The organism is Neobacillus endophyticus (assembly GCF_013248975.1).
Taxonomy (GTDB): Bacteria; Bacillota; Bacilli; order Bacillales; family Cytobacillaceae; genus Neobacillus; species Neobacillus endophyticus.
Genome location: NZ_JABRWH010000001.1, coordinates 5,122,441 through 5,135,351, shown reverse-complemented (window position 1 = coordinate 5,135,351; position 12,911 = coordinate 5,122,441). Strand labels below are relative to the sequence as shown.

The window sequence follows — 12,911 nt, the reverse complement described above, 5'->3', positions numbered from 1 at the left end:
CAAATTTCCTATTTTGCTTTTTTATTACATAAGGATTTTTCGACAATTCGATAGTGGAGCAGGATTATGAATTGAAATTAGTCGAAAAAAAGAGAAAAATAAAGAAAAGATAAGATTTTATCACTATTTTAAGAAATCTTAAAAAAAGCAGAGGAATTTTTGTTGCATTGTCGAATTTCTTATTTAGAATAGAGTTAAGGGATTATGTTTAAAGGAACATGAAGAATACATTAAATATAGATTTGGATTGAGTCGAGGAGGAAGACGAATTGAAGAAAATTAAAGTTTGTATAGTTGATGATAATAGGGAATTGGTTGGCTTATTAGAGGATTATATTTCTTCACAAGATGATATGGAAGTTGTAGGAATTGCACATAATGGACAGGAATGCCTGGATTTAATCAGCTCGGTAGATCCTGATGTTCTTGTATTGGATATTATTATGCCTCATCTTGACGGATTGGCAGTTCTAGAGCGTCTTCGTGAAATGAGAAAAGGAGTTTTACCGAATGTCATTATGCTGACAGCATTCGGTCAGGAAGATGTAACGAAAAAAGCTGTAGAACTTGGGGCATCCTATTTTATCCTTAAACCATTTGATATGGAGAATTTGGGCAGCCATATTCGCCAGGTCAGCGGAAGCAGCGCATCGTTTTCCTCTCGAAAGGTACCGGCTCAAAGTTATCGCCCTCAGCAGGAAGCAAAACCGAAAAATCTGGATGCAAGCATTACAAGCATAATTCATGAGATTGGTGTACCAGCACATATTAAGGGTTACTTATATTTACGTGAAGCCATTTCTATGGTTTTTAATGATATTGAATTATTGGGTTCGATTACAAAAGTTTTGTATCCTGACATTGCAAAAAAATATAACACAACGGCTAGCCGTGTGGAAAGAGCGATTAGGCATGCGATCGAAGTGGCCTGGAGCAGAGGAAATATCGATTCTATCTCCTCCTTATTCGGTTATACAGTTAGTATGTCTAAAGCCAAACCTACAAACAGCGAGTTCATTGCCATGGTTGCTGATAAGCTGCGTTTGGAACATAAAGCATCTTAATATCAAAAAAAGCCTCAATATGAGGCTTTTTTTGATATTAAGCACCCTTCATGAAAAATTAATGCGAGTCTGCAGCTTTTTTAGCATAAGCTGTTTTAAACAGCTATTTTTGATCATTGTTCAAGGGACTGGTTAACCGTAAGAATGGGGTGTGATTTCGATCAATAAGGAAGTGAGAAAAGTGACGCAAATTTTTGCTCATCGCGGCTATTCTGCAGCTTATGCTGAAAATACCATGAGTGCTTTTGTAGCTGCTCAAAAGGCGGGTGCTGATGGAATAGAGCTTGATACACAGTTAACAAAAGACGGTGAAATTGTGGTGATCCACGATGAAAAAGTGGACCGCACGACAGGTGGAAACGGCTTTGTGAAGGAATTAACTTTTAAAGAGATTCGAAAGCTGAATGCCAACAAAAAAGGAATCAGAAAGGAACCAATTCCTGCATTGGAAGAAGTGCTGGAATGGCTTAAAACAAACAAGCTGGTTTGTAATATAGAATTAAAAAACGGCCTTTTCCCGTACGAAGGAATGGAGAAAAAGGTGATTGAGCTGATTCGTAAATACGATTTGGCCAATCGGATTATTATTTCCTCGTTTAACCATTACAGTATTGTCTACAGCTATCAGCTGGCGCCAGAAATTGAAACAGCCCCTCTCTTTATCGAAGGGATTTATATGCCATGGATATACTCCCAATCCATTCGTGCAAAAGGAATTCATCCGAAGTACTCCGGCATCTCTGATTCGGTTATAAAAATGACGATGGAGAATGGAATTGCGGTACGTCCATACACAGTGAATCGGGAACGGGATATGAGCCGATTGTTTCAAGTGAACTGCACCGCTTTTATTACTGATGATCCTGTAAAGGCATTGCGGATAAGGGGAGAATATGAAAAGGGACCGCAAATGTGACGGTCCCTTATTTCATCTTTTTAAATTTAGTTTGAACATTATTTCTTTTTCGGTCACGATGAAAAATGAACCCTGCAACAAATCCTAGTCCTCCGATAAAAAATACAAGCCCGGCAAGAAACTGGATCCATAAGTTCGGAAATGGTGCTTGGAGAATCCCGAATGTCATATCACGCATTAATTTAATTCCCCAAGCAGCCATAAAACCGGGAATTAATAAAATCATAAGGGCAATAATCCGTATCATAAATAAGTCCTTCCACTTGAATTTGAAAAAAACACCATCTCAAAAAAATAATATTACATAGTTGAAATTTGTCAAGTTTGCCGCTTGAAGGATAAAATAAAATTTGAAAAATATTGCAATATATTCAAATAGTATATGATGTTTTTTTCAAGCAGTAATCCTTTTAGAAGGAGAAATTAAAAATGCAAAATGTCATGATTGTTGGAGCGGGAAAAGGCGGGACCGCCATATTGAAAATACTTAAAGAATCCGAAGTACTAAATGTTTATGTCGTAATTGATCGTAATTTGGACGCACCTGGGATGAAGCTGGCACAGCAGGAAGGGATTAAAATAGGGACAGAATGGTACCCATTTTTAAATGATAACATTGATATTATTATTGAAGTCACTGGGGATGATCGTGTGTTCCAATCATTAAGGAACACGAAAAGTAAAAAAACAGTATTGATTCCTGGCAGTGTAGCGTTTCTTTTTTCAACATTAATGGAAGAGAAAGAAGAATTATTAAAAAAACATCAAAATGAATCCTATTTTCAGGAATTAATCTTTAATGCGACAAATGATGGTATGGTGGTTATCAATCATCACGGGACCATTATTTTATTTAATCGCCGTGCTGAAGAAATGATGGGAGTAAAAAAAGATCAGGCAATTGGGGAATTTGTAATAGACGTGATCTCAGAAAGCAGGCTGCCCATCATCCTTGAAACAAGAAGGATAGAGACTAATCAAGAAATGGTCTTGGGCAATGGCCGGAAAATTATTACGACCAGGATCCCTATCATGGAAGAAAACGGCGAATTGATTGGGGCAGTCGCGGTTTTTAAGGATATAACAGAGGTAGTCAATTTGGCTGAAGAGATTACAAATTTAAAGGAAATTCAAACAATGCTGCAGGCAATCATTCACTCGAGTGATGACGCCATCTCTGTAGTAGATGAAAATGGCAGGGGAATTTTGATTAATCCTGCTTATACAAGAATTACAGGCCTTACAGAAGATCGGGTTATTGGTAAGCCCGCTACAGCTGATATTTCTGAAGGTGAAAGTATGCATATGAAAGTTTTGCAAACAAGGAGAGCTGTACGCGGAGTTCCGATGAGAGTAGGACCTAATGAAAAAGAAGTGATCGTAAATGTTGCCCCGATTATCGTAAATGGAAAGCTAAAGGGAAGTGTTGGCGTCATTCATGACATGTCAGAAATGAAATCGCTCAGCCGAGAATTAAACAGAGCAAGGCAAATTATCCGCAAGCTTGAAGCAAAGTATACCTTTGAGGATATTATTGGCACTTCAGATGAAATGATGCTGGCTATAGAACAGGCCAAGCTTGGCGCGAAAACTCCTGCAACCGTCCTACTTCGTGGTGAATCGGGAACGGGGAAAGAGCTGTTTGCTCACGCTATTCATAATGCAAGTGACCGTAAATATAACAAGTTTATCCGTGTAAACTGTGCAGCGATTTCTGAGTCATTGCTAGAAAGCGAATTGTTTGGATACGAGGAAGGAGCGTTCTCCGGCGCTGTAAGGGGCGGAAAAAGAGGCTTGTTTGAAGAAGCGAATAATGGCAGTATTTTCCTTGATGAAATTGGTGAACTTTCAGCAAATACGCAAGCAAAGTTACTAAGGGTTCTACAGGAAAATGAAATCATTCGTGTAGGCGGGACCAAGCCGATCACCATTAATGTACGAATTGTTGCAGCAACGAACGTTAATCTTGAAAAGGGTATTGCCGCGGGCACCTTTAGGGAAGACTTATATTATCGTCTGAATCGCATGCCGATTCAAATTCCGCCGCTTAGAAAGCGAAAGGATGAGATTCCAGCCCTTTGTGAGCGGCTAATTCAAAAAATTAATCGCGATTATGGACGAAATGTGGAAGGAATTACAAGTGCGGCCTTAATACAATTAATGGCTTATAATTGGCCAGGGAATGTTCGGGAATTAGAAAATATTTTAGGTCGGGCGATTATTTTTATGAACTATACCGAAACATTCATTGATGTCCATCATTTGCCAGAATTGAATAACCGCAAAACCATAAATGAAATCCCAGTATCTTCGATTACTATAGAAGAAACTTCCCCATTACAACAAACACTTGCCGAAATGATAGAAGTGTATGAAGCAAATATTATTCAGCAAACATTAAAGCGCTTAAATGGAAATAAAACATTAACAGCAAAGACATTGGGGTTGTCTGTAAGAAATTTATATTATAAACTGGATAAATACGAGATTGAAAAAAATAGCACGCAGTAATTTTCATTGTATGAAATATTTTTCATACTTGAGTATGAAAAGTGAAGCGTTTTCACCAAATGAGTTGTTGGCATGATTCTTGCATAATTAAGAATGGAGTTGCAGTTCTTAATAGAAGGGGTTGATGACAACTGTTGCTGGAATCACTTATTGACAAAGCAACCCAAGCAGCCAAGAAAACAATTGCAGTTGCTGCGGCGGAAGATCAGGAAGTTATCGATGCGGTGATCGATGCGCTTGAGCGTAACCTCGGTCATTTCATACTTTATGGAAATGAAGAAAAAATTGCGACAATATTAGAATGTAAAAAATGTAGTTGGGATCAAAAAGTAAAAATAGTTCATGCGGATTCAATAGCTGAAGCTGCCGAGCTGGCTGTTAAGGCTGTTTTTAACAAAGAAGCAAATGTGTTAATGAAGGGAAATATCCCCACAAATATTTTTTTGAAAGCTGTATTAAATAAAGAGTTTGGCCTTAGAACGGGCAATGTGCTATCGCACGTTGCCGCATTTGAAGTTCCAGACTTTGACCGGCTGATTTTTGTAACAGATGCCGCTATGAATATCGCTCCTGATTTGGAACAAAAAGCAGGCATCGCAAAAAATGCAGTTGCGATCGCTAGGTCGCTAGGCATTGAAATACCTAAGGTTGCTCCAATTGCTGCCGTGGAAGTAGTGAATCCATCCATGCAAGCAACAATGGATGCTGCGGCTTTAACTTTGATGAATAAGCGGGGGCAAATAACGGGTTGCGTGATTGATGGACCGCTTGCATTGGACAATGCTATTTCAGAGCTCGCAGCAGAGCATAAAGGAATTCATAGTGATGTGGCTGGAAATGCAGATATTTTATTAGTTCCGGCAATTGAGGTTGGAAATGCACTTTATAAATCTCTCGTTTATTTTGCAAAAGCGAAGGTTGGCGCAGTAATCGCAGGGGCAAAGGTGCCAATTGTTTTAACTTCCAGAGCTGATACGGCAGAAAGTAAATTGTACTCTCTTGCACTTGCGTTGAGCTCTGCCAATGAATAAAAGAGAAATAAAATGAAACGGAGCATATTTGAAGTTTCGATCCCCGAAATAAGGGTTGGTTGATTTTTTCTAACATTAGAGGAGGAATTTACAATGGAACTTTTCACATACTTAGAAAAATATGATTATGAACAATTGGTATTTTGTCAGGATAAACAATCCGGATTAAAGGCGATTATTGCGATTCATGATACAACGCTTGGCCCAGCATTAGGCGGCACACGCATGTGGACATATGCTTCCGAAGAAGCTGCAATCGAAGATGCGCTTCGACTTGCCAGAGGTATGACTTATAAAAACGCCGCTGCTGGTTTAAATCTTGGCGGTGGAAAGACGGTTATCATCGGCGACCCGCGGAAGGATAAGAATGAAGAAATGTTCCGGGCATTCGGCCGCTATATACAAGGACTTAACGGCAGATACATTACAGCAGAGGATGTAGGCACAACTGTAGCAGATATGGATATCATCCATGAAGAAACCGACTTTGTAACCGGGATTTCCCCTGCATTCGGTTCATCAGGAAATCCATCTCCAGTAACTGCCTACGGGGTATATAGGGGAATGAAAGCTGCCGCAAAAGAAGCTTTTGGTTCTGATTCCTTAGAAGGTAAAGTAGTTGCAGTACAAGGTGTCGGCAATGTTGCTTACACACTTTGCCGTTATCTGCATGAAGAAGGTGCCCAGCTTATTGTCACTGATATTAACCGTGAAGCAGTGAAACGGGCAGTTGAAGAATTTGGTGCAATAGCTGTTGATCCGGATGAAATTTATGGTGTGGAATGTGATATTTATGCTCCTTGTGCACTAGGTGCAACCATTAATGATGACACCATTCCACAGCTGAAAGCAAAAGTCATTGCTGGTTCGGCAAATAATCAATTAAAAGATACACGCCATGGCGATACCATTCACGAAATGGGAATCGTTTATGCTCCGGATTATGTTATTAATGCAGGCGGCGTAATCAATGTTGCAGATGAATTATACGGCTACAATCATGACCGTGCTATGAAAAAGGTAGAGCAAATTTACAGCAGCATTGAAAAAATCATTGATATTTCAAAACGAGACGGAATTCCTACCTATGTAGCAGCAGATCGCATGGCGGAAGAGCGTATCGCAAAAGTGAGTAATTCTAGAAGCCAGTTTTTACGAAATGAGCATCACATTTTAAGCCATCGTTTAAACCGATAATAGTTGAACGGAAGTGGAGCAAAAGCGCTGAATGAATCATTCAGCGTCTTTGCCTTTAAAAAGCCAAGCATTTCATGAATGATTTTACCAATAATGGTTAATTAATAGATAATTTAATTGGGGGTCAAAACGGTGCCAGATCTAGAATATCGAATTCTCGTTATCAACCCTGGATCAACATCTACAAAAATAGGAGTATTCGATAATGAAATTTCCATATTAGAAAAAACTATTCGACATGAAGCAGATACCATCAATTCATTTGCCAATATTATTGATCAATATGAATTTAGAAAAAACACCATTTTGGAAACACTGGATAAAGAAGGAATCAACATTTCCAAGTTAAATGCAGTCTGCGGGCGAGGCGGACTTTTAAGGCCAATTGAAGGGGGAACATATGCGGTTAATGATTTGATGTTAACTGATTTACGCAGCGGTTATTCCGGTCAGCATGCTTCCAATCTTGGTGGCATTATTGCTTATGAAATTGCTGCGGGTTTAAATATTCCCGCTTTTATCGTCGATCCTGTTGTGGTGGATGAATTGGCGCCGATAGCCAGAATTTCTGGGTTTCATCTGATCGAAAGAAAGAGTATCTTTCATGCCTTAAATCAAAAGGCTGTGGCAAGAAGAATTGCGAAAGAATTAGGGAAAAAATACAATGAACTTAATTTAATTGTTACCCATATGGGCGGCGGGATTACAGTGGGGGTCCATAAACAGGGCAGAGTGATTGATGTCAATAATGGTCTTCATGGAGATGGGCCGTTTAGTCCGGAGCGTGCTGGTACTGTTCCAGCTGGGGATTTAATTGCCATATGTTATTCAGGTGAATATTATCGTGAGGAAATTATGAAAATGCTTGTCGGCCAGGGAGGACTAGTTGGATATCTAGGGACAAATGATGCAGTCGAAGTAGAAAAAAGAATTAGTGCAGGCGATGAACAGGCAAAGCTTATTTATGATGCAATGGCATATCAAGTAGCAAAGGAAATTGGTGCAGCAAGTGCTGTGCTTTCAGGTAAAGTTGATGCTATAGTGTTAACTGGAGGTCTTGCTTACGGTAAAGAGTTTGTAAAGACTATTTCCGATCGAATTAATTGGATTGCTGATGTTATTGTACATCCTGGCGAAAATGAACTTCAAGCATTGGCTGAGGGGGCACTAAGGGTTCTTCGCGGTGAAGAAGAGGTAAAAGAATATCCGGGTCAATTTAATAAAGTTAAAATATAAGGTTCCAGGGAGGAAAAAATTGTGGCACAAGAATATGATGTTGTCATACTCGGCGGCGGTACAGGCGGTTATGTAGCCGCGATCCGCGCCTCACAGCTAGGCTTAAAAACGGCAATTGTAGAAAAAGGGAAGCTCGGTGGAACTTGCCTCCATCAAGGCTGTATTCCAAGTAAAGCGCTTCTTAGAAGTGCCGAGGTATTTGCCACAGCTAAACGCAGCGAAGACTTTGGTGTTATTACCGGTGAGGTTGCTGTAAATTTTGGGAAAGTTCAGGATCGAAAAAATAAAATAATCGACACACTTCATAAGGGCGTCCAATATTTAATGAAACAAGGAAAAATTGACGTTTTTGAAGGGTATGGCCGCATCCTCGGCCCATCCATTTTTTCACCTATGCCTGGAACGATTTCTGTTGAAATGAATAATGGTTCCGAAAATGAAATGCTTATCCCAAAAAATGTGGTCATTGCTACCGGCTCAAGGCCAAGAACACTGCCGGGACTTGAAATTGATGGGGAATTTGTCATGACCTCTGATGAAGCATTGCAGCTTGAAAGTCTTCCAAGTTCCATCATCATTGTTGGCGGTGGTGTAATTGGAATCGAGTGGGCCTCCATGTTGTCGGATTTTGGTGTGGAAGTAACGGTAATTGAATATGCTGATCGAATTATCCCTACTGAGGATAAAGAAATCTCAAAAGAAATGCAGCGTTTAATGAAAAAGAAAGGAATCACTGTCATTACAAGTGCTAAAGTTCTGTCAGAAACACTCGTAAAAGACAATGGAGTAACCATTTCCGCAAAAGTAAAAGGCACAGTAAAAGAATTTAAGGCAGAAAAACTGCTTGTTTCTGTTGGCCGCCAAGCAAATGTCCAAGGAATTGGTCTAGAAAATACAGATATTCAAGTAGAAAAAGGAGTTATTGTAACAAATGAGTATTTCCAAACGAAAGAATCACATATTTATGCAATTGGTGATTGTATCGGCGGATTGCAATTGGCGCATGTCGCTTCTCATGAAGGGATCACGGCAGTCGAGCATATTGCCGGAAAGAACCCCTCTCCGCTCAATTACAATCTGATTTCTAGATGTATTTATAGTAGTCCGGAAGCAGCAAGCGTTGGTATAACAGAAGATCAAGCGATAGAAAACGGACATAAAGTGAAGGTTGGAAAGTTCTCATTTAGGGTAATTGGCAAAGCGCTTGTTTTCGGTGAATCTGATGGCTTTGTGAAAATAATTGCCGATTCAGAAACTGATGATATTTTAGGTGTCCATATGATTGGTCCCCATGTTACGGATATGATATCAGAGGCAGGTCTTGCCATGGTATTAGACGCTGTTCCTTGGGAAATCGGTCATACCATACATCCGCATCCAACCTTATCAGAGGCCATTGGCGAAGCTGCATTAGCAGTTGACGGACACGCCATACATGCCTAATTTTTAGTCAATAAAGCACATTGGTGATTTTTCGATAATGGATGAAAATGGAAAGAGTAGCTCGAGTGTGCAACTCAACAGAAAATTTAACACACGTTAAATTTTAGATAAAAAAACCTTTTTTAGTTTGAATAATCGGAGGTAAAGATGATATGGCAGAAAAGCGTCATAAAGCTTTAGGTTTAAGCGATGAAAAAGTATTAGAAATGTATGAAACGATGCTTTTGGCCCGCCGTATTGATGAACGGATGTGGCTGTTAAACCGTGCAGGTAAAATTCCATTTGTTATCTCATGTCAAGGACAGGAGGCTGCTCAAGTTGGTGCAGCGTTTGCTATGGATCGTGAAAAGGATTATGTTTGTCCTTACTATCGTGACATGGGAGTCGTATTAACCTTTGGAATGACTCCAAAGGAACTTATGCTTTCTGGCTTTGCTAAGGCAGAGGATCCCAATTCTGGAGGACGACAAATGCCTGGGCATTTTGGCCAAAAGAAGAATCGAATTGTAACGGGTTCATCTCCGGTAACGACACAGGTGCCTCATGCAGTAGGTGTAGCCCTTGCAGGGAAAATGGAAAAAAAGGATTTTGTAGCATTCGTATCATTTGGAGAAGGCTCTTCAAACCAAGGGGATTTCCACGAAGGAGCCAACTTTGCCGGTGTCCATAAACTTCCGGTCATTTTTCTGTGTGAGAATAATAAATATGCTATTTCCGTTCCTGTTGAAAAGCAGCTGGCCTGTGAAAAAGTATCTGATCGGGCCATTGGCTATGGAATGCCGGGTTATACCGTAGACGGAAATGATCCATTAGAAGTTTACAAAGTGGTGAAAGAAGCTGTAGAACGTGGTCGGCGCGGAGAAGGCCCGACACTGATTGAAACAGTTTCCTATCGTTTAACACCGCATTCATCTGATGATGATGATCGTTCGTACCGGGCTCCAGACGAGGTGGCGAAAGCGAAAACGCATGATCCAATCATCACGTTTGGCGCCTATTTAAAAGAAACAGGTGTATTGAATGATGAAATGGAAAAAGAAATTAATGACCGTGTAATGAAATCGGTAAATGAAGCCACTGACTATGCAGAAAATGCTCCATATTCAGCGCCTGAAGATGCGCTTAAATATGTGTATGCGGATAAGTAAGGGGGAAGGAACATGGCTGTAATTTCTTATATTGATGCTGTAACAATGGCCATTCGTGAAGAAATGGAACGGGATCCTAAGGTGTTTGTCCTTGGGGAAGACGTAGGGAAAAAGGGCGGAGTTTTTAAAGCTACACAAGGATTATATGAACAATTTGGTGAAGAGCGGGTCATTGATGCACCGCTTGCTGAATCTGCCATTGCTGGGGTAGGCATTGGGGCAGCCATGTATGGCATGCGACCGATTGCTGAAATGCAATTTGCTGATTTTATTATGCCTGCAGTGAATCAAATTATATCCGAAGCAGCAAAAATTCGCTATCGTTCCAATAATGATTGGGACTGTCCAATCGTGATCCGGGCTCCTTACGGCGGAGGTGTTCATGGAGCACTTTACCATTCTCAATCAGTAGAAGCGGTATTTGCCAACCAGCCGGGACTGAAAATTGTCATGCCATCCACTCCTTATGATGTGAAAGGGTTGTTAAAAGCAGCAATCCGCGATAATGACCCTGTGATTTTCTTCGAGCATAAACGAGCATATAGGTTAATTAAAGGGGAAGTTCCTGCAGAGGATTATACGCTGCCAATCGGTAAAGCTGATGTAAAGCGTGAAGGAGAAGACATTACGGTCATTACTTATGGCCTTTGTGTTCATTTTGCCCTTCAAGCTGCAGAGAAATTAGCCAAAGACGGAATTTCAGCTCATATTCTCGATTTACGGACCGTCTATCCGCTTGATAAAGAAGCGATCATTGAAGCTGCCTCTAAGACAGGGAAGGTGCTGCTTGTTACGGAAGATACAAAAGAAGGCAGCATCATGAGTGAGGTTGCGGCTATTATTGCGGAGAATTGTTTATTTGAATTGGATGCTCCGATTAAAAGGCTGGCAGGACCTGATATTCCGGCAATGCCATATTCACCTACTATGGAAAAATTCTTTATGGTCAATCCAGAAAAGGTTGAAAAAGCAATGCGGGAATTAGCTGAATTCTAATAGTTTTTAAACGTGAATTGCATAGGAGGTTTAAACCATTGGCAGCAGAGCAAATTAAAATGCCGCAATTAGGCGAAAGTGTAACCGAAGGCACAATCAGTAAATGGTTAGTAAAAGTCGGAGATAAAGTAAATAAATACGACCCGCTTGCTGAGGTCATGACCGATAAAGTAAATGCAGAAGTTCCATCTTCGTTCACCGGAGTCATTAAAGAACTCATTGCTGAAGAAGGGGAGACATTAGCAGTTGGTGAAATCATTTGTACAATTGAAGTAGAAGGCAGTGCTCCTTCAGAGGCAATGGAAGAAACAAAAACACCGGAAGCTGCTTCGGTTACAAATCAGGCAAATGTTGCCCCGATGAGTGAAGATGGCCATAAAATCCGCTACTCGCCAGCGGTATTAAAGCTTTCTCAAGAACACGGTATCGATTTAACCAAAGTGTCTGGTACTGGTTCCGGTGGCAGGATTACAAGAAAAGATTTATTAAAGTTAATCGAATCGGGGAATATCCCGCAGGCAGAACCTGCATCAGGATCAGCTCCTAAAGCTGCAGAGCACAAGGAACCGGTACAACCAGCTTCTGTTCAAGCTGTAACTACATCTCCTCAAGCTCAGCAAGCTCCTGCAATCCCAGTAGCTGCAGGAGATATCGAAATTCCGGTTACGGGTATACGCAAGGCAATTGCAGCCAATATGCTGCGCAGCAAACATGAAGCGCCACATGCATGGACGATGGTCGAAGTAGATGCTACGAATGTAGTGGAATATCGAAATTCCATAAAAGATGAATTCAAGAAAAAAGAAGGATTCAATTTAACCTTCTTTGCCTTCTTTGTAAAAGCTGCAGCACAGGCCTTAAAAGAATACCCGCAAATTAATTCCATGTGGGCTGGGGATAAAATTATCCAAAAGAAAGATATTAATATTTCGATAGCTGTAGCAACAGATGATGCATTATTTGTCCCAGTTATTAAAAATGCCGATGAAAAAACAATTAAAGGGATCGCTCGTGAAATCACTGAGCTTGCTGGGAAAGTTAGAGCCGGCAAACTACGTCCTGAAGATATGCAAGGCGGAACTTTTACGGTTAATAATACTGGATCTTTTGGATCTGTCCAGTCAATGGGGATAATAAATTACCCGCAAGCAGCCATCCTTCAGGTTGAATCGATTGTGAAACGTCCTGTAGTTATGGATAATGGAATGATTGCGGTAAGGGATATGGTTAATCTTTGCATGTCGTTGGATCATCGTGTTCTTGACGGACTTGTTTGCGGCCGTTTCCTTGCTCGTATTAAAGAGATTATTGAAAATATGTCAAAAGCAACAACTTCCATCTACTAAAAAATAACCGCCGTCATTATGAC

At 40.4% G+C, this 12,911-nt stretch carries 11 protein-coding genes; 10 read left to right on the top strand and 1 reads right to left on the bottom strand.

All coding sequences use genetic code 11. The annotated features are described in order from the left end of the window. Positions 1 to 269 precede the first annotated feature (269 nt). Positions 270 to 1,064: a sporulation transcription factor Spo0A gene (spo0A, locus tag HPT25_RS25560; protein WP_173070563.1), complete on the top strand. Its 795-nt coding sequence runs from the start codon at positions 270 to 272 to the stop codon at positions 1,062 to 1,064. A gap of 181 nt (positions 1,065 to 1,245) precedes the next feature. Beyond that, on the top strand, positions 1,246 to 1,980 hold the full coding sequence (locus HPT25_RS25555) for a glycerophosphodiester phosphodiesterase (RefSeq protein ID WP_173070561.1): 735 nt from the start codon (positions 1,246 to 1,248) through the stop codon (positions 1,978 to 1,980). 7 nt (positions 1,981 to 1,987) lie between these two features. On the opposite strand, the gene HPT25_RS25550 is transcribed toward HPT25_RS25555, so the two are convergent. Then, positions 1,988 to 2,227, bottom strand: coding sequence for a DUF2627 domain-containing protein (locus HPT25_RS25550; protein ID WP_173070559.1), 240 nt, complete (start codon positions 2,225 to 2,227; stop codon positions 1,988 to 1,990). Between the two features lie 182 nt (positions 2,228 to 2,409). On the opposite strand from HPT25_RS25550, the gene HPT25_RS25545 reads away from it, so the two are divergent. The 8 genes from HPT25_RS25545 (at position 2,410) to HPT25_RS25510 (ending at position 12,888) form a co-directional block, all read left to right on the top strand. Continuing rightward, on the top strand, positions 2,410 to 4,491 hold the full coding sequence (locus HPT25_RS25545) for a sigma-54 interaction domain-containing protein (RefSeq protein ID WP_173070557.1): 2,082 nt from the start codon (positions 2,410 to 2,412) through the stop codon (positions 4,489 to 4,491). 131 nt (positions 4,492 to 4,622) lie between these two features. After that, complete coding sequence (gene yqiS, locus HPT25_RS25540; protein ID WP_173071472.1) at positions 4,623 to 5,522, top strand: phosphate butyryltransferase; 900 nt, start codon at positions 4,623 to 4,625, stop codon at positions 5,520 to 5,522. Between the two features lie 93 nt (positions 5,523 to 5,615). Next, positions 5,616 to 6,719 carry a branched-chain amino acid dehydrogenase gene (bcd, locus tag HPT25_RS25535; RefSeq protein ID WP_173070555.1) on the top strand — a complete coding sequence of 368 codons (1,104 nt, stop codon included), beginning with the start codon at positions 5,616 to 5,618 and terminating at the stop codon, positions 6,717 to 6,719. A gap of 132 nt (positions 6,720 to 6,851) precedes the next feature. Then, complete coding sequence (buk, locus tag HPT25_RS25530) at positions 6,852 to 7,955, top strand: butyrate kinase (RefSeq protein ID WP_173070553.1); 1,104 nt, start codon at positions 6,852 to 6,854, stop codon at positions 7,953 to 7,955. 21 nt (positions 7,956 to 7,976) lie between these two features. Beyond that, positions 7,977 to 9,398 carry a dihydrolipoyl dehydrogenase gene (gene lpdA, locus HPT25_RS25525; RefSeq protein ID WP_173070552.1) on the top strand — a complete coding sequence of 474 codons (1,422 nt, stop codon included), beginning with the start codon at positions 7,977 to 7,979 and terminating at the stop codon, positions 9,396 to 9,398. A 152-nt stretch (positions 9,399 to 9,550) separates the two neighbouring features. Further along, positions 9,551 to 10,546: a thiamine pyrophosphate-dependent dehydrogenase E1 component subunit alpha gene (locus tag HPT25_RS25520; protein WP_173070550.1), complete on the top strand. Its 996-nt coding sequence runs from the start codon at positions 9,551 to 9,553 to the stop codon at positions 10,544 to 10,546. 12 nt (positions 10,547 to 10,558) lie between these two features. Beyond that, positions 10,559 to 11,542: an alpha-ketoacid dehydrogenase subunit beta gene (locus tag HPT25_RS25515; RefSeq protein ID WP_173070548.1), complete on the top strand. Its 984-nt coding sequence runs from the start codon at positions 10,559 to 10,561 to the stop codon at positions 11,540 to 11,542. A 38-nt stretch (positions 11,543 to 11,580) separates the two neighbouring features. Continuing rightward, the gene (locus HPT25_RS25510; RefSeq protein ID WP_173070546.1) at positions 11,581 to 12,888 is read left to right on the top strand and encodes a dihydrolipoamide acetyltransferase family protein; all 1,308 of its coding nucleotides are present in this window, start codon (positions 11,581 to 11,583) and stop codon (positions 12,886 to 12,888) included. Positions 12,889 to 12,911 lie beyond the last annotated feature (23 nt).

Coding starts and splice junctions, on each gene's coding strand:
- HPT25_RS25550 (WP_173070559.1), bottom strand. CDS start 2,227: ATGATACGGATTATTGCCCTTATGATTTTATTAATTCCCGGTTTTATG.
- HPT25_RS25545 (WP_173070557.1), top strand. CDS start 2,410: ATGCAAAATGTCATGATTGTTGGAGCGGGAAAAGGCGGGACCGCCATA.
- bcd (WP_173070555.1), top strand. CDS start 5,616: ATGGAACTTTTCACATACTTAGAAAAATATGATTATGAACAATTGGTA.
- HPT25_RS25520 (WP_173070550.1), top strand. CDS start 9,551: ATGGCAGAAAAGCGTCATAAAGCTTTAGGTTTAAGCGATGAAAAAGTA.
- HPT25_RS25515 (WP_173070548.1), top strand. CDS start 10,559: ATGGCTGTAATTTCTTATATTGATGCTGTAACAATGGCCATTCGTGAA.